The following is a 20,336-nucleotide window of genomic DNA, read 5'->3' on the forward strand; positions in this document are numbered from 1 at the left end:
TTGGCGCGTAAGAGCCCGCCAGTCGGACGGGTGAAAAACGGCGTTGCGCTCTGCAGTCAACGCCGTCAGTTCGACATTAAGAGGGAAGCCGGGTGAAGCGGCTTCCCTCTTCCCTTTTCCCGCGTTTAAGCCGTCAAATCGGGATAGTCAAATAAACCGCCGTCCCGCGGCCGAATTTGCTGCGGACCGTTATGCCGAACGATTCGCCGTAAAGCAGCCTCAGCCGTTTGTGGGTATTGTACAGCCCGATATGGTCCGTCTCGCCGATATCCTGCTCGAGCTCGTACCTGATATGCCCGAGCTTCTCCCGGGCGATGCCGATTCCGTTGTCGATCACGGCCACATGCAGCAGCCCGTCGGCCTGGCGGATTTTAATTTTGATCAAGTATGCGCCTTCCATCACTTTGATGCCGTGATAAATGCTGTTTTCAATCAATGGCTGCAAAATCAGCTTCGGCACATTATATTTGTTGACGTGCTCCTCATATTCCCAGACGACGTCGAATTTGTCCTGGTACCGAACCTTCTGAATGTCGATATAGCTCAGCGTATAAGCGATTTCTTTCTGCAAAATAACCGGTTTGTTGTGGCCTTCCAGCGAGTAGCGCAATATATCGGCCAAATTTTCCACCATTTTGTTCAAGCTCCCGGGCTTGCCGGTAAGGCTGGCGATTTTCCAATTAATGGTTTCCAGCGTATTGTACAAAAAATGAGGGTTGAGCTGCGACTGCAGGGCGATCAGTTCCATCGCCTGCGCTTTATACTTTCTTTCCGACAGCTGCATGCTTAAGTAGTTTTGCTCGATAAAATTTTTCAAAATGCTGTGGATGATGTAGCTGTAAACATCCTTCACGCGCGAAGGCAGGGCGGGCAGCGGCTTGCTGTTTTCGGCCGATTCCAAAATCGTAACGATCGTTTTCACGTCCCGGTAATTTTTGCGGGTCAAATAATACGTTAGTCCGCTGCCGAATACGAAAGAAACCAGCAGGAGCAGCCGGCTCGTCAGGTTCAGCCTGTCGGGGACCTGGTACAACGACGCTTTGGGAGCGATGGACAAATAGGTCCAGCCGTATTTATCCGAGTTCAGCTTGGAGACGATAAACGGTTCGTTTTTCAGCTTCGTTTCGTAAAAGGAACGTTCGTCGGCAACGAGATCTTTAAATACGAGCCGGTCGAAGTAGGGAAGCTTCTTGTTTTTGAACATCACATCGCCGTTCGGTCCCAGGATGAGCAGCGTTTGATCCTGAAGCGTGGACAGATTGGACAGGTGGTTTCCGATATATTTGGCGTCGATATTCAAGACGATGAGTCCATCCCCCTGATCGCGCGACAGCTTTCGGTACAGGCTGATCAGCTCTACGGCCGAGTTCTCGAAGTTGTATTTTTTGATGATGCGGTTTTCCGTCCAAACGAGCTCGTCGTCATGCTCATGACTTTGATAGCTGGCGAACCAGGCTTTATCGTAAAATTGCGCCACATCGACCAGCCCGCCGTTCGTTGTCGATAAAAACCGGTTTTGGTCATTCGTTAAATAGACGTAGACCGAATCGATATAGGGCATGGCCATCGCGGGCGCATCGATCAAATTTTTGGTCGCCGCCAGCACCTTGTAGTCCTCGAGCTCGAGCGCCGGCTTGAGCATCAGGCTTTTTAAATTCGCGAATTCGATGGCGTTGGCCATAAAGTGAAGGTTCAACGAATCGAGCTGGTTAAAGATCAGATCGGTGTTTTCCTTGGTCTGCTTCAGCATATTGTTCGTGTTGTGATTGATTTCTTCCGTTACATATCTTTGAATAATGACCGTGGACAGGGTGCCCAGGATCAGGATCGGTACAAGCATCGGGATCAGGAAGGTGAACAAATTTTTCAGGAAAAAGGCGTGATAGGTTTTCATCCGGTGAGCTGGGTCCTTTGTCGTTATTCCGCATTTCTGAATTCGCGCGGGCTTTTGCCGAAATATTTTTTGAACGTGCGGGTAAAGTTTTTAGGGTTGCTGTACCCGATCATATCGCTGATTTCATATGTTTTATAATCGATTTCCTTTAAAAATTGCGCGGCCTTTTCCATTTTCACGGACATGACGAAGTCGGAGAAATTTTCCCCTGTCTTTTGCTTGAAATATTTGCTGACGTAATAGGGGCTCATGTGAACGAGCTCCGCCGCCTCCTCCAGCGCGGCATCGCGGTACCGCTCCAACACGTACTTTTTAATAACGGCGATCACTTTGTCGGCAACGCAGCCTTCGGGCTCGGCGGATTTTTTCCGTTCCTGGTTTAATTCCTCCCGGATGTTCATGAATATATTCATCAGCTCGTCGTATTTGGTCGGCTTGACGATGTAATTTTTTACGCCGTAAATTAGCGCCTGCTGGGCAAATTCGAAATCTTTGTAACCGCTTAAAAAAATGACTTTGACCGGCGATTTTTTAAGAAACAGCTCCCGGGCCACGTCGATGCCGGTCAGGAGCGGCATGCGGATATCGCACAGCAGCACGTCCACCTCGTGGTTCTCCGTATATTCGATGGCCTGGACGCCATTTTCAGCCAGCAGCACGACCTCGAAGCCGACCTCGCCCCATGGGAAATAGTTGCTCAGGCCGTTTCTGATTTCATATTCGTCATCTGCGATTAGGAGCTTGTACACAGCAGTCCGCCTTTCCATATCGTAATAGGCTCATTATATCATTGATCGCCTGCCTGAGTACCTCCATTTGCTCAAATGAGCATGTGATGATTCCTTTATGTTAAAAGATGATACTTCCCGGAAGCTCCTGTCCGTATCCGGGCAACAAATGATACCAAAAGAGGAATGAACGGCCTTTTTATTGGCGTTGCGGCCGATATAATCAAATTATGCGTGAAAACGTTTCCTGTTGGAAACAAAAATGAAAGGATGAGGGTCTTGATTCGAATATCCGTTACAACCGCAAGAGTCGATCACCCCGACAACTATTTGAAGCAGCTTGTGCAGCTGGGGGCGGATTGCCTCGATTTCGGCAGGGGCTCCAGCTTCGCCGGGGTGAAGGAGCAGGGGTATCCCGACCTGGACGAGCTGCTGAAGCTCCGGCGCCGACTGCGTTCCTTCGGGCTCGAGATGAACCGCGTGACGCTGCCCGATATGTCGGAGCGCTTCATGCGAAATCTGCCCGGCTCGGACAAGGAGCTGGATAATACCGTCAACGCTATGAAGGTATTCGGCGAAGCGGGCGTACCGATCGTCCGTCAGAGGTTCGCCGGGGACACGTTCGATCATTGGATGCTCCGCTACGATGCTGTGCAGCGCGGAGGCGTTATCTCGCGCGGAGAGAGCCTGAGGCAGGACAGGCCGGAGCCGGGGACGCCGACGTACGAGGAGCTCCAGGCGTGGTGGGAGCGGTTCCTGACGGTTTACGGCCAATTGGTGCCGATTGCCGAGGAGTACCGGGTGAAGCTGTCGATGCACCCGTCGGATACGCCGAACGCGGATACGCCCTTCGGCGGCCTGGGCTACCCTCGCGTCACCGACGCTTTCCCAAGCAGGCAGGTGGGCTACGTATACTGCGTCGGCACGCGGGCCGAAGCGGGCGGCTCGTCGCTCGTGCTCGATGAAATCGAGCGGTACGGCAGACAGGGCCGCATCCATCTGGTCCATATGCGCAATGTCCGCGGGAGCCTGCCGACCGCAGGCGGCTTCGAGGAGACGCTGCTCGATGACGGGGACATGAATATGTTCAAGGTGCTCATGGCGTTGAGAAAGATAGGCTATGACGGCTGCATCAACCCGGATCACATCCCGGTGCTGGAAGGGGACGACCGGGAACGGCACAGCGGCGACAGCCGCACCGCATGCGGAATCGGACTTGCGTATTCCATCGGCTATCTCAAAGCGCTGTTATGCGCGATGTACGCGGTCTAAATGTTTAATGCCATTAATTTACGATGAGGTGAACGATGATGAAATGGACGCGCGTAGGTTCCGTTTTAACGACGGCTGCACTGCTTGGCACCGTGGCTGCAGGCTGTTCGACGGAGGAGAAGGCGGCAGCGCCTGCCTCCGCTTCGAACGGTCCCAAGGAGAAATTTATTTTTTGGGACAAAGGAGAATATACCCAGACGTATAACGACCTGATGAAGCAGCGGGTGGAGGAATTCGGTAAGGCGAACAACATCGAAACCGAATATGTAGTCGTTTCCCAGAACGACTTGAAAACGAAGCTGCTGGCTTCCATCGAAGCTAAAAACCCGCCCGATCTGATCGTGGCCAACGACCCGGTCGCCAAGCAGTTCGTCGCTTCCGATCAGCTGGTGGACACGTCGGACATCATGACGAAAATCAACTTTACGGACGGAGCCAAAAAGTTCGCCGTCGTCAAAGATAAATATTTCATGGTCCCGCAATCGTTCCAGATGGGCGGAGCGTACCTGCGCAAAGATTTGTGGGAAAAGCACAATCTGCCGATCCCGAAGACGTGGCAGGAGCTTTACGAGCAAGCCAAAACGGTCAACGATCCGAAAAACGGCATTTATGCAACCGGACTCCCGCTTGGCCAATCGGGCGGCGGCGACGCAGAAGGTATGGTCCGGGACGTCATATTGGCTTACGGCGGGGCGATCGTCGACAAGGATAACAATATTACCGTCAACTCCAAGGAGACGCTGGAAGCGATCACGTTCCTTGCGAAATTTTGGCAGGAAGGGCTGACGCCGCCTTCTTCCGTCACGTGGGACGATAACGGCAATAATAACGCTTATCTCGCAGGTACGGTCGGTTTCGTCATCAACAGCGGCAGCATTTACGATCAGGCCAAGAAGGAGAAGCCGGAGCTGGAAAAAAATACGCTGCTCATTCCGAAGCTGGCCGGCCCGAAAGGCGATTTTATTTTGGGGAGCGGCAACGTATTCGCTATTTTCAAAAATGCCAAAGGCACCAAGTGGGCGAAAAAATTCGTAACCGAATTTTATGACAAAGATTTTTACGGCAAATTTATCGAAGCGATGGGCGGGAAGTTTCAGCCGGTCGTCAAAGGGCATGAGGATGCGCCGTTCTGGAAAGATCCGAACAATAAAGCGGTCGGTTGGATGAAAATGATCGACACGGTAGTCGGCTCGAGCAACTATCCGGGACCGGAGGACGATCTCGGCTCGAAGGCGAAATCCATGCAGCTGGCGACAAGAGCCGTGCAGCGCATCGTCGTGGAGAAGATGGATCCGCAAAAATCTCTCAATCAGCTCGAACAGGAGCTGAAGCAGCTGTACGGCAAAAAATAACGGGTTCATAGTATAAGCAGGCAGGCGGTGATTCCACGCGTGGAGCAGTTAAGCAGAAAATACGATAGAACGCTTGGATACGTATTGATTATACCGGTGGCTTTCGTCATCTTTGTGGTCATCGGTTTCCCTTTCTTGAATTCGATTTATTTAAGCTTCTCCGACAAGGTCGTCGGGGTGGAGCCGAAATTTGTCGGACTCGACAACTATATTTATATATTTTCGGATAGAGAGTATTGGAAGGTGCTTAAAAACACGTTTATCTACATGATTTCGAGCGTAAGCATCAAACTGGCCGTCGGTCTCATACTGGCGGTCGTCGTGAACGAAGCTTTTTTCGGGCGCGGCATTTTCCGCATGATTTTGTTGATTCCGTGGGCGCTGTCCGGCATGGTGGCCGCCATCACCTGGCGTTGGATGTATGACGACACATACGGCATTATCAATTCGATGCTGCTTCGCTGGAACGTTATCGACACGCCTATTCCATGGACCTCGGGCGTCCATATGGCGCTCGTCTCGGTTATTATCGTCAACATCTGGAAGGGGCTTCCCTTTTTCATCTTCAGCCTGCTCGGCGGCCTGCAGACCATCGATTCGCAAATGTATGAGGCGGCTACGATCGACGGGGCGGGCTGGGTACGGCAGTTTTTTGCCATCACGATTCCTTCGATCATGCCGGTCATCACGATTACGACGCTGCTTTCCTGCATCTGGACGTTTAACAACTTCGAGAGCGTGTATTTGATTACGGGCGGGGGGCCGCTCAATGCGTCGGCGGTTATTTCCACGTATACGTACGAAGTCGCGTTCCAGCAAAATCTGTTGGGCCGGGCGTTGGCCGTAGCCGGTTCCGTCGTTCCTATTCTTGTCGTCATGATCGTCATCTCCATGAGAAAACTGAAAGCCGATGATTAGGAGGGAACCGGGATGAAGCCAGCCACCGTGAAAAAGATCAGGAAGCAGACCTTAATTTACGCCATCGTACTCATTTTTACCGTATGGACGTTGTTTCCGGTGTATTGGATGGTGAAATCGTCCTTTACCCCGAACGACCTTATGTATACGCCGAAGCCGTCGCTCGTTCCCGAGACGTGGACCGCATCCCATTATAAGGATTTGTTTCAAAAAACAAAGTTTATGAACTTTGTGAAAAACAGCGTCTATGTCGCATCGCTTGTTACGGTCATCTCGGTCAGCATCAGTATATTGGGCTCCTACAGCATGACCCGGCTGCGCTACCGGGGGAGAGTCTTTTTCTCGCAAAGTATTATTTACACGTATTTGCTCCCTACGGCCGTCCTGTTTATTCCGATGTATGTGGCGGTAAGCAAGCTCGGCCTGAGCGATAACAAGAACGCCCTGCTGATCGTATATCCGACGATTATCGTCCCTTACTGCTGCTATATGCTGATCAGCTATTTCAAGGCGATTCCGAAAGAGCTGGAGGAAGCGGCGATGATCGACGGCTGCACCAGTCTTCAGGCATTGTTCAAAATTATTATTCCGATTGCCGCACCGGGCATCGCGGTCGTATCTACCTTTGCCTTTACGCTGGCATGGAACGAATATTTATATGCGCTCGTATTGACGACAAGTCCGGGTCAGCAGACGGTCAACATCGGAATTTCCGGCTTTAAGTTTTCGGATCAGGCGGTTTGGGGACTGCTGATGGGCTCGTCCGTTATTGCGTCGCTGCCGGCCATTTTCCTGTATTTCCTGGCGCAGCGGTTTTTAAAAAGCGGCTTGGCCGCCGGCGGGGTTAAATGAGGCAGCCAGTAAATAGGAGGCGGCAACGATGATGAAAATATCGGTTACGGTTAACACTTGCGATTTGACGGATCGCGATTTGAAGCAAATGTGCCAGCTTGGCGTCGACTGTGTCGATTTCGGCAAAGGCTCCTCGTTTCCTGGCGTGCGGGAGCAGGGTTATCCTGATTTGGACCGGCTGCTGCAGCTGCGCAGGAGGGTGCGCTCCTTCGGGCTCGAGATGAACCGGGTTACGCTTCCGGACTTCACCGAACGGTTTATGAACAATTTGCCGGGCAGCGAGAAGGAGCTGGACAATTCGGCCCAGGCCGTAAAAGTATTCGGCGCAGCCGGTTTGCCGATTGTGCGGCAGCGGTTCGCCGGAGACACGTCGCCGGTGCTGACGGCCGGCTATAAAGCGGTGCAGCGCGGAGGAGCCGTGGCACGCGGCGAGAGCCTCGGCCTGCTGAGGCAGAAGCCTGAGATCCCCGGCTTGGAGGAGCGGGAACGATTCTGGAGCCGATTTACGGAGGCATTCCGTACACTGGTTCCGGTGGCGGAGGAGTCCAACGTCAAATTGACGGTGCATCCTTCCGATACGCCCAATCATGGGACGCCCTTCGGCGGTCTTGGCTTCCATCGGATTATCGACGCCTTCCCGAATGCCAATGTAGGCTTCGTATACTGCGTCGGAACCCGCGCCGAAGAAGGCGGCAGCTCTCTCGTGTTGGATGAAATCGATCATTACGGGCGTAAAGGAAAAATATTTTTGGTCCACCTGCGCAACGTGAGGGGAAGCTTGCCGACGGCCGGGGCATTTGAAGAAGCGCTGCTGGATGACGGCGATATGAATATGTTCCGAATTTTGCTCGCGCTGCGGAAGGTCGGATACGGGGGCTGCATCAACCCCGATCACATTACCCAGCTGGAAGGTGACAGCGTCGATTTGGACCTAAATTGGGCGCATTCGGGAATCGGCTGGAAACATTCCAGCATCGGCTGGGGCTACTCTATCGGCTATGTGAGGGCATTGCTGGCCGCCCTGGCGGAATTTGAGGGCAGGCGCTTTTGACAAAGCGCCCTGGAGCAGTGCGCTGCAAGCTGACACCCTTCTGAAATGCGGGCGTCAGCTTGTTTCGTTTCGCGCGTCCGCAATGCGGATCGCGCAATTAAGATCACATCAAGGTTGTCGATGAAAAGGGATGCTTGGAGAATGGCTTCAGGGCCTCCATTCATCGACAACCTCCATACGGGGAGAGATCAGAATGGACACGGGTTTTATTCGCGGAGTCATTCCGCCTATCGTCACGCCGGTCGATGCCGATGAATGCGTGGAGGAGCAGGGACTCCGCAATGTCGTCGAGCATGTTATCGCCGGCGGCGTGCACGGCATTCTTGCACTGGGCAGCAACGGAGAATTTTACGGACTGGATCAAGAGCAGCAGGAGCGGGCGGTTCGCATTACAATCGAGCAGACGGCGGGCCGGGTGCCGGTGTATATGGGGATCGGAGCGATCGCGACCCGGGAGTGCGTCCGCTTGGCCCGGCTGGGCGAATCGTTAAAGGCGCAGGCGATCACAATGCTGCCGCCGATGTTTCTGTCGCCCTCGGAAGATGAGCTGTACCGGCATTTTCGCCAAGTCGCCGAAGCGACCGCTCTGCCGCTGCTGCTTTACAACAACCCGGACCGCGTAGGGAATTGCATCTCCGCCGGTCTGCTAGAACGGCTCGCCGATATTCCGAATATCGTCGGGGTGAAGGACAGCAGCGGCGATCTGACCTTGACCGCCGAGTATATACGCAGGACGCGGGATAAAGGCTTTAAAGTCATGGCGGGCCGGGACGTTATGATCCTGGGCTCGTTGGTTTACGGCGCGGTCGGCTGCGTCGCTTCGACGGCGAATATCGTACCGGCATTGGTCGTCGACATTTACGAGAAGTTTATGGCCGGCGATCTGCAGGGGGCATTGGCTGCCCAGTTCAAGCTGGCTCCGCTTCGCATGGCCTTTAATCTCGCCAGCTTTCCGGTTGTGACGAAGGAGGCCATGAACCTCATCGGCCTTGCTGTGGGCGGCTCGATCCTGCCGAACACCGGCTGTTCCGAACTGAACCGGAGCAAGCTCGCCGACATATTGAAGCAGACAGGGGCGCTCTAACACGGACGGCGCATGCCGTGAAGCTGCACCCAATATCCGGATGATCAGGAGGTACCGCACATATGAAAGTCGGATTTATCGGTTTGGGCATTATGGGCAGACCCATGAGCAAAAACTTGCTGAAAGCGGGCTATGAGCTTACCGTGCTCGAAACGAGCAGTCATGGCCGGGAGCTTGCTTCGCTGGGGGCCCGGACGGCCGCTACGCCCCGAGCATTGGCGGAACAGTCGGAGATCGTGATCACCATGCTGCCGAATTCGCCGCAGGTGAACGAAGTGGTTCTCGGTCCGAACGGCGTGATCGAAGGAGCCAAGCCAGGGACCATCGTGATCGATATGAGCTCTATCGCGCCTCAGGCGAGCAGGGACATATCGCGGAGGCTGGCGGAAAAGGGAATCGAGCTTCTGGATGCCCCGGTGAGCGGCGGCGAGCCCAAAGCGATCGAGGGCACGCTGACCGTAATGGTCGGAGGAAAAAAGGAAATATTCGACAAATGCTATGAGGTAATGAAAGCGATGGCCGCCTCGGTAACTCGTACCGGGGAGATCGGAGCGGGCAATGCAGCCAAGCTGGCGAATCAGATCGTCGTCGCTCTCAACATCGCCGCCATGTCCGAAGCGTTCGTGCTCGCCGGCAAGGTCGGCGTCCAGCCGGAGCTTGTTTACGAGGCGATCCGCGGCGGTCTGGCCGGCAGTACCGTTCTCGATGCGAAAGCGCCGCTTGTTATGGATCGCCGATTTGATCCGGGCTTCCGGATCAACCTGCACATCAAGGACTTGGGCAACGTCCTGGAAACGGCCCGCGAAGCTGACGTGCCGCTTCCGCTGACGGCCGCCGTCATGGAAATGATGCAAGCGTTACAGGCTGACGGAATGGGCAACGACGATCACAGCAGCTTGATCCGCTATTATGAGAAGCTGGCCAATATAGAGGTGCGCAGGAATATGCCCCAAAAACCGAACAGCTAGCGCCACTCGACTTTCTGGGGCTGCCGCAAAGGTGAAGAGAATTACCCAATGATGTTGCGCCTCGATAATAAATGGCTGAACAGGCCCTCGAACCTGTGCAGCCATTTTTCTTTTCCAGCTTCAGCCATCGAATGGCGCATTGCAAATAAAACAAGCGGCTGTGCGGACGAAAGTGCCGTACCCGCAGGCCGCCGCCCAATTGAAACGCTTTTGAAGCGCTACCTTCTTTAGAATCGATCGAAGGAAGGTTTTTTTATGCCTCGATAGCGGTTTTTTTATAATATCAGAATTTATATGTTTTCAGCGGAGCTGAACAATTCTGATATTGCAAGAAAACCTACATTTGAATCGCGGTCGCTCATCTTGGATAGGCCTCGATAGCGGTTTTCTTATTTTGTGCAGAAAGGAACATTGCCATGTTTAAAAAGAAATCGCTTTATGCTGTTCTATGCTTTGTTGTGCTGCTGACCGGTCTGTTTCCGCTCCATGCAGCAATGGCAAGCTTGAACGACAAGGAAAGGTGGAGGCTCACGACGGGAGCCGAAATCATCTCTTCACCGGCTATCGGAGCAGACGGCACCGTCTATGTCGGATCGTACGATAAAAAGCTGTATGCAATCGATAAAAAAGGAATGAAAAAATGGGAGTTCATAACGGGGGACAAGATCGCTTCTTCCCCGGCGGTCGGGACGGACGGCACCATCTATGTCGGGTCCGACGATAAGAAGCTCTATGCGATCAAGCCGAACGGCGAGAAAAAATGGGAGTTCGTAACTGGAGGCAAAATTTTTTCCTCTCCGGCGATTGGAGCGGACGGCACTGTCTATGTCGGATCGTACGATAAAAAGCTCTATGCAATCAAGCCGGATGGAATGAAGAAATGGGAGTTCGTAACCGGGGACTTTGTCCCCTCCTCTCCGGCGATCGGTGCAGACGGCACCATCTTTGTCGGATCCAGGGATAAGAAGCTGTATGCGATTAAACCGGACGGAACGAAGAAATGGGAGTTTGAAACGGGGAATCTTGTCGAATCGTCCCCGGCAGCCGGTTCCGACGGTACCGTCTACGTCGGCTCCGAAGACAAGAAACTGTATGCGATCAAGCCGGACGGAACGAAGAAATGGGAATTTGAAACGGGGGATTTAATCTTTTCCTCCCCTGGCATCGGTGCGGATGGTACCGTCTATGTCGGATCATACGATAAGAAGCTCTATGCGATAAAACCGGACGGGACGAAAAAATGGGAGTTCCTAACCGGCGATGTCGTCTTCTCCTCCCCGGCTATCGATGCAGACGGGACCGTTTATATCGGGTCCGGGGACAAGAAACTGTATGCGATCAAGTCGAACGGGACGAAAAAATGGGACTTCGAAACTGGGGCCGAGATCGCCTCCTCTCCGGCGATCGGTCCTGACGGTGCCGTGTATATAGGATCGATGGACCATAATGTATACGCCGTTGGAATGGTCTCTGTAAGCGGAGTAAGCCTGAATAAAACCGCACTTGCCTTGAAAGCGGGGCAGAGCGAGACGCTGCAGGCGACAGTTACGCCGGGTGACGCTACATTCCAGGAAATGAAGTGGTCCAGCGACGATGACGGTATTGCCAAGGTGGACGATTCCGGCAAAGTAACGGGCGTCAAGCCGGGCAAGACGACGATTACGGTAACGACGGAAGACGGGGGATATTTCAACCGATGCGTCGTGACGGTAAGCGAAGCGAACGCTGCGCCTCCGCCCGGTACGCCGGCCCCTGGCGATGCGCCGGTCCCGAATATTTCCTTGTCGGACATCGAAGGACATTGGGCGAAAAACAATATCATCCAGGCAGTAAACAAGGGCATCGTGAACGGCTACCCCGACGGCACCTTCAAACCGGAACGCAGCGTCAGCCGCGCTGAGTTTGCCGTACTGCTGATGAACGCGCTGAAGCCTTCCGGCAATGGCGCGGCCCTAACCTTTGAAGACAGGGACACGATCGGTTCGTGGGCCGCCAAGGAGATCGCGCAGTGCGTAGAGCTTGGCATCATCAACGGCTATCCGGACGGCACATTCGGGCCTAACAGGACGATCAACAACGCCGAGATGATCACCATGGTCGTCCGGGCAGGGAACCTGCCGACCGTAGACAATGCGGCGACCGCATACTTGGATAATGCGGCTATTCCTGACTATGCGAGAAGCAAAGCCGCTGCAGCCGAGCTGTACGGCATTACCAGCTACATTACCGATAACAAGTTCAAGCCGGAACAACCGTCGACCCGTGCCGAGTCGGTAACCGCCATATTGAACATGTTGAAAGTGAAAAAGTAATATTTTGAAGCGCTTTTGAAGCGCTCCCTTCTTTAGAATGAATTTGAAATATATGACGAAAGGGTGCTTTCATTGAAGATCAATGTTATGAAAATGAAACTGTTCAAGATCGTTTTATTTGCTGTTGCATTTCTTGCCACCTCAGTCGGCTCCGCTTATGCGGCGGTCAATCTGGAACCGATCAACGCTTTCTTTAACCGGGGCGTATCGTTTGTCTTGAAAGGGGAACTGTGGCAGCCCAAAGACGAGGACGGAAAGCCGCTGACGGCGATTTTTTACAACGGAAACAACTATTTGCCGGTCCGTGCTTTGGCTGAGGCGCTGAAAATACCTATCGATTACGATACCGCCAGTCAAAAAATTTACATTGGAGGCAGACCCGGAGAAAAAACACCGATTTTTTCCATGCCGATGGAAATTGACAACATCTATGCGGTTCTGTCAAAAGACCCTGAAGAAACATTGGTGAAAAATAAACAATTCCAGGAAGTTCTAAAGATTGACCAATATGGAGATGCAATTTTTACAATTGACCGCAAATATAAGCGGCTCGTCCTGGATGCCGCTGTCATCAGCCCCGGTGAACATGAGGTTGAATTCTCGCTGTATAACGCGGGAGACAAAGCAGGAAACGCAGCCCTCACTGTCTTGCAAAAGCTGACCGTCAGTCCGGAAGACGATGTAAAGCAGCTTATATTTAATGTCGAAGGTCTGGAAAAAGTCAAAATCCACGTACAAAGCCATAATTTGAACCCTTATATTTACGCAAGAATTTTAGACACTTCTTATTTTGATAACGGGGATACCGCCGCCAAGGACAGCTCGAAAGGGACACCGGTTGTCAAATAAGGAAACGTTTCTTCAATTCTTTTTGACCGGGATCATCTGATTGTCAAGGGCAACTCGCATGAAAGCCGTCCGCCAAGGAAAGATCGATTCGATGGCGGGCGGCTTTAACAATTTGATTGGCGTCGTGCATGATGGAATCGCAGCGGACACAGGGGACTGTCGGTTAAAAGGGGATAAGGGCTTGGAGGATGGCTTCATCCGGCATGAAGGAGGCGAACCCCGATGCAGGTATTCAAAAAAGCTTTGATCCTGCTGTTTGGCTTTATTTTGTCGTCGTACGTCATATGGCCGATACAGCACTCGTATGCTTTTACGTATACCAGTGCGCCGTATGGCAGTACAGTTTATTATAATGAAAATAATGGTACGCTTAAGGGATGGATCGATTGTTTTTTTGCTCCAACCCATATCATTGCAGGCAGCATGTTTGATACTAATTATAGATATGACGATTATGCTTATTGGAAAACAGGGAATAATATAAAAGAGAAGCGATTATATTATTCAACCGATAATGAGGTCACATGGACCAGCCTCCCGAGAATCAAAAACAGTACGGGTACCGGCTATATGCTGCCCATCGACCCGCAGCTGACCAAGGCCGTATTTCGCTGCGAATTGATCGGCACGAAATTCAACACGGCGCATAGGATTCCTTATCCGATTTATCAGCCGACGTATCCGACCGACTTGGCGGCGATTCCGAACGATGACGGGACGGTCACGCTAAACTGGAACGACACTTCGAATATGGAATCGTATTACCGGATAACCCGTTTCGGTCCCGACGGCACCAAAACGTTTACCGTCAACAAGACGATGGATCACATCGGCCCGCTCAGCTATGCCGACAAAGAGACGAACAAGACGAAAAGCACGATCTACGTTTACAAGTTGAACGCAGTAGTGGACTTCTTCGACTTGCCGGAAGATCTCCGGCCGTGGGATGTTTGGGCGACCGTCAAAACAAAAGCTGCGGCGGGCGTTTTGGATAAATATAAAATCGATACGCCTATTGTAAACCCGAACGCTATAAACCCGAACCTCATAACCAAAATCGACCCCAACACGCCTCTAAAAAACCTGGACGATTTTAAATATCTGGGAGACTTTAGCCTGAAGATTGCAGACCTCGATAAAGTAGCTTTGAGCGGCGTCACGCTGGATAAGAAAGCTGTTGTGCTGAAACAAGGGGAAAGCGATACGCTTAAAGCGACGGTCTTTCCTTCCGATCCGGCCGATCAGAAGGTTACGTGGAGCAGCGATAACAGCAAGGTCGCCGATGTGGACAGCAGCGGCAAGGTAACGGCCAAATCGCCCGGTACGGCGAGAATAACCGCGAAGACGGAGAGCGGCGGCTCCAACGCCGTTTGCGTCGTGACTGTAACCGGAATTCCGGAAATCAATTCCCAGGCGCTGAATCAAATTGTTATACCTGACTTGACCGACGTTTCCGAACACAAGCCGATCGGAGAGATCGCGAAGATAACCCCGAACAATATAATCCCGGACAATATATCGGCTGGGAGCGGCATCATGCTGAACCAAAGCGCAATGATTGTGAAAACGGGGGAGAGCGGAACGTTGACCGCAACGGTTTCTCCGTCCGAAGCGGCCAATCAGAAGGTCGCGTGGAGCAGCAGCGACAGTACTGTGGCTGCTGTGGATAGCACGGGAAAAGTCACGGGAATCGCGCCGGGTACCGCGAAAATTACCGTGAAGACGGAGGATGGGAGATTGACCGCCGTTTGCGACGTGACTGTAACCGTGGTTCCGGAAAGCAAGCCACAGGCTCCAAATCCGTTTGTTACACCCAAATTCACCGATATTTCGGAGCATAAGTCAGCCGGTGAGATCGCACAGGCGGTGACGTCCGGATTCGTTAACGGTTATCCGGACGGCACATTCCGACCGGATGCCGGCGTCACCCGCGCCGAGTTTGCGACGATGCTCATGAAAGGGCTGAATCCGGCGGTTGAAGGCGCTCCGCTTTCCTTCGCGGATAAGGACGAAATCGGCGCCTGGGCGGTCCAGCCAGTCGCACAGGCGGTGCAGCTCGGAATCATTAGCGGATATGCGGACTATACGTTTCGGCCGAATGAGAACATTACCCGCGCGGAAATGATTGCGATGGTCATGCGCGCCTCCGGCCTTGCAACGGACAATGCGCAGCAGACCGGCTTTGCCGACGATGCGGCTATTCCGATGTGGGCGAAGCCCTCCGTTTCCAAGGCCGAGGAGACCGGCATCATTATCGTCGGAGGCCTCCCGGATCATAAGTTTTCTCCGCAGGCGCTGTCCACCCGCGCGGAAGCCGCGTCGGCCATCGTTCGAATGCTGGGGATCAGCAAATAGGATACGGAGGCGGAAACGCGGTTATCGTTCGGCGGATGCAGAAGAAGGTCAGACTGATCGACAGCAACAGATAGCTATTTTGAACCGGGACTGATCCAGAGTAGAAATTTTACTATGGGCGGTCCCTTTCCCGTGATCAGGCTCGATTCGTTAGGAACCCGGATTCCAAATTTTTGCCGAATAAGCAACTTTTCTGCTCCGCAAAGCGTCATTAACGAATGGAAAGCATTTACTATTTTCTTGGATGGAGAGGGGTAAACCAGTTGGTATTTGGTAGAGAGAGAAAACAGTATGCGCTCTGGGCCGGCATCATTCTTGTTCTATGTCTGTGCTCCTTGCTATGGAACCGGCCTGCAGCCGCTGCGGGTTCTTCGATCGAGCTCCGGATGGAGGTCGGATTTGACGGAAAAGTGAAGGACGGACAATGGTTTCCGGTTAAATTTACAATAACTCATCCTTCCGGCGATATGAGCGGCGACCTCGTCGTACAGGTCGTCAATCCGATGGGGGGAGGCGACACAACCTATGTGAAGCATGTGGACCTGCCGAAGCAGACGGCCAAGGTGGTCTGGATGTCGCTGCCGGGCACGGCTTACAACAGCAGCAATAATATCATTAAATTTTATAAAGGCGATATGAGCAAGGGGGAAATCGTTCCGATTGCCAAAGGCGACGATTACATATCGGCAACGCCGTACCAGGCGGTTCAGGTCGGCGTGCTGGCGCGGGACCCGGATACGCTTAATTTTTTATCGCTTCTGCAATCCAAAAACAAGTCGGTCAACGTCATTCACCTGAAGCCGGAGCAGCTGCCGGAAGAATCTGTGATGCTCGACAGCCTCGATGTGATTGCGCTGAACGATTTTGCCTCAGACCAATTGAAGGAAGATCAGGTGAAAGCTATCACGCAGTGGGTTGGCCGGGGCGGCACGCTCGTATTGGCGGGAGGCGCCGGGTATCCGAAGACGGCCAAAGCATTCGAGGGCTTGTCTCCCGTGACCTATACAGGGACAACCTCGTTAACCCGGCTGGCATCGCTGGAGCAAGCGGCAGGCAAGGAGCTGAAGCTGAGCGAGCCGTTCACCGTATCCGCCTCCAGCCTGAGAGCGGGCGAGGCGGTACATCAGGAAGACAAGCAGCCGCTTTTTGCCAGGCAAGCTTCGGGCAGCGGTGAAGTATGGTATGTGGCCTATGATTTGGCGCTGGACCCGGTAGCCTCGTGGAACGGGAATCCCGAGATTTGGGAGAAGATCGTTCAGGACACGTCCGGCATGACTATGAAGCGGGGCAGAGCGGGGTTTATGAACCCGTTTATACAGGTACAGTATGCGCTCGATTTTTTCCCTTCTCTGGTACCGCCCTCCTTCTTCATGCTGTTGACGATGTTTATCATTTATGTCCTTCTCGTCGCGCCCTTCTTATATCTGTTGTTAAAAAAGCTGGATAAAAGAGAGTGGGCATGGTTCATTATCCCGGCATTTTCCATTGTGTCGAGTATTATTATCTTTACGATCGGCTCCTCAGATAAAAGCTCGACGCTGATCCATACGCTTCATACTTTGGAGCTGAACGGCAGCGGCCAAGGACAGCGGACAAGCGCAACGGCGGTCTTCGTTCCCCGCGGCGGCACTTATGAGGTCGAGCTGCCCAAAGCGGCGCATACGCTCACGGCGAGCTCCAACCAGAACTTCGGCTCGAACGGACGATTGTCGGGCGTTTCCGACCAGAGTATTCGTCTCGACACGGAAAAAACGCAAATTCGTTGGACGGAAGTACCTTATTGGTCGGTCCGCAAAGCATGGGTTCAGAATGACGAGCCCGAGCCGCTTGGCAAGTTCGATGTCAGTATGACCTTCGATGCCAACGGACTGAAGGGGGAAATCGCCAACGCTACGAAAAGCGATTTAACCAACGTTCATATTTTGATTAACCGGAAGGTGTACAAAGTGGGCGAATTGAAGGCCGGGGAGAAGAAGGCGGTCTCCCTGACAGCTCCTTCCAATATTAACAACGGCAATTACGACTATGGCTACTTGCTGTTTTCGAACACGATGAACGCGGGACGTAACGGAAACATGAATGCCAACGAGCGGGAACGAGCGATGATCAACGCTTACATGAACAACAGCGGCAGAGGTATCCAGGGCAAGCCGGTAATCGTCGGCTGGAGCAAGGATAATGAATCTCCGTTCAAGGTGAACGGCAAGGCGGCCAACTCCGATCAATTGAGCATGTGGGTGCAGCAGATCGCTTTCCAGGTGGTGCAGGGAGACCAGGTATCGATCCCGCCCGGCTATATCAGTCCGGATATCGTGAACAACAGCACGAATCAATTGATTACGGAGCCCAACGGGATGATCATTATCGGCAACGGCTCGATCACGTTCGAATACAGCCTGCCGTCCATTCCCGGCGCAGCCTATTCCAAGATGAACCTGCAAATCCCCGGGGGCATCGGCAATTCGCAGTTTATCGCTTTCGAGCTGTGGAACGGGGAGAAGCAGGCATGGGAACCGCTCGATCTTCGTCTCCCCGTGGAGAAGAACGATCATGTGTCCGCCTACCTGCTTAACGGCGGGACGACAATCCGGCTGAAAGCGACGGCGAGTCAGCAGTTCGGCTTTCAATTCCCCGAGGTAGCGCTGGAAGGGAAGGTGCAGCGATGACGGAGAGCCGGAATATGAATCGTCCAAAGACGGAGAATGCAGAGGTGAAGCCGGTGACGGTAAAAGAAGAAGCGAACGGTTTATTGACCGGCAGCCCTGAAACGATAGGGCCGGCCAATGCCGTTCCTCACCTGACGGAGCCGGACGCAGAGAGCCCGGACGTACAGCCGATGATCGAAATTAAAGACTTGACGAAAACATACGGCAGCTTCACCGCATTGAAGTCGATGAGCATGGACATTGCCAAAGGCTCCGTGTTCGGCTTCGTCGGCCCTAACGGCGCCGGCAAATCGACGACGATGTCGATATTGGCGACGCTGCTGGCCCCGACCTCTGGCACGGCCAAGGTCGGAGGCTTCGAGGTTACGGAGCATCCGAAGGAGGTGCGCAAGCTGATCGGCTATATGCCGGATTTTTTCGGCGTGTACGACCAGTTTAAAACGACGGAATATTTGCATTTCTACGGGGCCAGCTACGGTCTGCCCCGGGCTGAGCGGGAGAAGCTGATTCCGCAGCTGCTGGAGCTTGTGAATTTGACCGATAAAGCGGATTTTTACGTCGATTCGTTGTCGCGGGGCATGAAGCAGCGGCTATGTCTGGCCCGCTGTCTGGTGCACGATCCCGAGCTGCTCATTCTTGATGAGCCGGCTTCGGGACTCGATCCGCGGGCGCGGATCGAAATGCGCGAAATATTGAAGGAGCTCAAAGCGATGGGCAAAACAATTCTTATTTCGTCGCATATATTGCCCGAGCTGGCGGAAATGGTTGATGAAATCGGCGTCATCGAGCACGGCCAATTGATCGCCAAGGGGAAAGTGCAGGACATTCAGAACCGGATGAGGGCCAAGCGCGTGCTGCATATCCGCGTATTGGACCGGGAAGCGGAGGCGGCGGCCTTCTTGCAGGATCAGCCGCATGTTTCGATGGTGCTGCATGACGAGCAGGGCATCCACGTCCACTTCGGTGGGCAGGATGAAGATCAGTCCAACCTGCTTCTTGCGCTGATTGGCAGCGGCTACCGCATCATTACGTACAGCGAGGCGCAGACGAATCTGGAGGACGTGTTCCTGGAAATTACGAAGGGAGGGGATGCGACGTGAAGAACGAATTCGACTGGCGCCAATCCTTAATTAATCCGGTTTTGGACAAAGAATTCCGGCTGAGGATGCGGACGGTCCGATCATCGTTGTCGCTGCTGTTCTACTTGCTTGCGATCGGACTGCTCGCGATGGGCTTTATTTATTTGAATACAAACGGGGTACGGGGCGGCGCGATGGGCTTCCGGCCTCAGGAAAGCCGGGATTTGTTTTATTTTCTGGCGGTGGCGCAGCTCGTGCTGATCGCCTTTATGACGCCCGGCCTGACGGCCGGAGTTATTAGCGGGGAACGGGAGAAGCAGACGTTGAATATTTTGCTGACGACGCAGCAAAGCTCGACCACGATTATTTTGAGCAAGCTGGTTTCGTCCCTGAGCTTTATGCTGCTCGTTATTATCGCGACATTGCCGGTATACAGCATCGTCTTTCTGTTTGGCGGGATTTCGCCCAAGCAGCTGTCGCTTGTCTTTTTATTTTATATATTTTCGATGTTCGTGCTTGGCGCGTTCGGCGTACTGTTCTCGACGGTTTTTAAGCGGACGATGATTGCGGTTGTCGTAACATACGGCTTTACGCTGGCCGTGTTCGGCGGGACGGGACTGCTGTTTCTCTTTTTGCGGGGCGTGTTCCGCCAGTTTTATCAAGGCGGCACTCCGAACCCGTACTCCTGGATCGGCTACGTGCTCGGGCTCAATCCGGTGGCGGCGCTGCTCAGCATCTTCGAGCCGAGCCTGAACCGGGAAGCGTTCGGCTCCAATATGACGCCGTCCGGAACGCCGTCGACGCCGCCGATCGAGCTGTGGCAGGAGTTTGTCGCCGTGTACGCGGTATTGGCCGTAGGCGCGCTGCTGCTGAGCATCCGGTATATTCGTCCGCGGCTGAAAAGACGGAGATGACCCGGGACTGCGGAAGATTGGGCCGTAAAGATAAGGCAAGCC

The 20,336-nt window shown here is 53.3% G+C and carries 16 protein-coding genes; 14 read left to right on the forward strand and 2 right to left on the reverse strand.

Features of this window, described 5'->3' with window-relative positions:
• Positions 1–133: 133 nt before the first annotated feature.
• Positions 134–1,894 carry a sensor histidine kinase gene (locus E1757_RS25595; protein WP_133233539.1) on the reverse strand — a complete coding sequence of 587 codons (1,761 nt, stop codon included), beginning with the start codon at positions 1,892–1,894 and terminating at the stop codon, positions 134–136.
• A gap of 23 nt (positions 1,895–1,917) precedes the next feature.
• Positions 1,918–2,643: a response regulator transcription factor gene (locus E1757_RS25600; RefSeq protein WP_133233541.1), complete on the reverse strand. Its 726-nt coding sequence runs from the start codon at positions 2,641–2,643 to the stop codon at positions 1,918–1,920.
• A 258-nt stretch (positions 2,644–2,901) separates the two neighbouring features.
• On the opposite strand from E1757_RS25600, the gene E1757_RS25605 reads away from it, so the two are divergent.
• The 14 genes from E1757_RS25605 (at position 2,902) to E1757_RS25670 (ending at position 20,294) form a co-directional block, all read left to right on the forward strand.
• The gene (locus E1757_RS25605; protein ID WP_133233543.1) at positions 2,902–3,894 is read left to right on the forward strand and encodes a mannonate dehydratase; all 993 of its coding nucleotides are present in this window, start codon (positions 2,902–2,904) and stop codon (positions 3,892–3,894) included.
• A 35-nt stretch (positions 3,895–3,929) separates the two neighbouring features.
• Positions 3,930–5,246 (forward strand): ABC transporter substrate-binding protein, encoded by a 1,317-nt coding sequence (locus tag E1757_RS25610; RefSeq protein WP_165972291.1) that lies wholly within the window; start codon positions 3,930–3,932, stop codon positions 5,244–5,246.
• A 27-nt stretch (positions 5,247–5,273) separates the two neighbouring features.
• Positions 5,274–6,164, forward strand: coding sequence for a carbohydrate ABC transporter permease (locus tag E1757_RS25615; RefSeq protein WP_220446534.1), 891 nt, complete (start codon positions 5,274–5,276; stop codon positions 6,162–6,164).
• A 12-nt stretch (positions 6,165–6,176) separates the two neighbouring features.
• The gene (locus E1757_RS25620) at positions 6,177–7,016 is read left to right on the forward strand and encodes a carbohydrate ABC transporter permease (protein WP_133233545.1); all 840 of its coding nucleotides are present in this window, start codon (positions 6,177–6,179) and stop codon (positions 7,014–7,016) included.
• Positions 7,017–7,044: 28 nt separating this feature from the next.
• A complete protein-coding gene (locus E1757_RS25625; protein ID WP_133233547.1) occupies positions 7,045–8,067 on the forward strand; it encodes a mannonate dehydratase in 1,023 nt (340 codons plus the stop codon).
• A 193-nt stretch (positions 8,068–8,260) separates the two neighbouring features.
• Positions 8,261–9,151 (forward strand): dihydrodipicolinate synthase family protein, encoded by an 891-nt coding sequence (locus E1757_RS25630; RefSeq protein WP_133233549.1) that lies wholly within the window; start codon positions 8,261–8,263, stop codon positions 9,149–9,151.
• Between the two features lie 62 nt (positions 9,152–9,213).
• Positions 9,214–10,119 (forward strand): 2-hydroxy-3-oxopropionate reductase, encoded by a 906-nt coding sequence (garR, locus tag E1757_RS25635; protein WP_133233551.1) that lies wholly within the window; start codon positions 9,214–9,216, stop codon positions 10,117–10,119.
• A gap of 48 nt (positions 10,120–10,167) precedes the next feature.
• Complete coding sequence (locus tag E1757_RS25640) at positions 10,168–10,350, forward strand: hypothetical protein (protein WP_133233553.1); 183 nt, start codon at positions 10,168–10,170, stop codon at positions 10,348–10,350.
• A gap of 185 nt (positions 10,351–10,535) precedes the next feature.
• A complete protein-coding gene (locus E1757_RS25645; protein WP_133233555.1) occupies positions 10,536–12,431 on the forward strand; it encodes a beta-alanine-activating enzyme beta-propeller domain-containing protein in 1,896 nt (631 codons plus the stop codon).
• An 87-nt stretch (positions 12,432–12,518) separates the two neighbouring features.
• Complete coding sequence (locus tag E1757_RS25650; protein ID WP_133233557.1) at positions 12,519–13,280, forward strand: hypothetical protein; 762 nt, start codon at positions 12,519–12,521, stop codon at positions 13,278–13,280.
• 222 nt (positions 13,281–13,502) lie between these two features.
• A complete protein-coding gene (locus E1757_RS25655) occupies positions 13,503–15,635 on the forward strand; it encodes an S-layer homology domain-containing protein (RefSeq protein WP_133233559.1) in 2,133 nt (710 codons plus the stop codon).
• A 263-nt stretch (positions 15,636–15,898) separates the two neighbouring features.
• Positions 15,899–18,301 (forward strand): DUF7408 domain-containing protein, encoded by a 2,403-nt coding sequence (locus tag E1757_RS25660; RefSeq protein WP_133233561.1) that lies wholly within the window; start codon positions 15,899–15,901, stop codon positions 18,299–18,301.
• 170 nt (positions 18,302–18,471) lie between these two features.
• A complete protein-coding gene (locus tag E1757_RS25665; protein ID WP_133233758.1) occupies positions 18,472–19,401 on the forward strand; it encodes an ABC transporter ATP-binding protein in 930 nt (309 codons plus the stop codon).
• The gene (locus tag E1757_RS25670; protein WP_425464864.1) at positions 19,398–20,294 is read left to right on the forward strand and encodes an ABC transporter permease; all 897 of its coding nucleotides are present in this window, start codon (positions 19,398–19,400) and stop codon (positions 20,292–20,294) included. The genes E1757_RS25665 and E1757_RS25670 overlap by 4 nt, the downstream gene beginning before the upstream one ends.
• Positions 20,295–20,336: the final 42 nt, after the last annotated feature.

It is taken from the genome of Paenibacillus piri (assembly GCF_004354045.1).
Classification (GTDB): domain Bacteria; phylum Bacillota; class Bacilli; order Paenibacillales; family NBRC-103111; genus Paenibacillus_S; species Paenibacillus_S piri.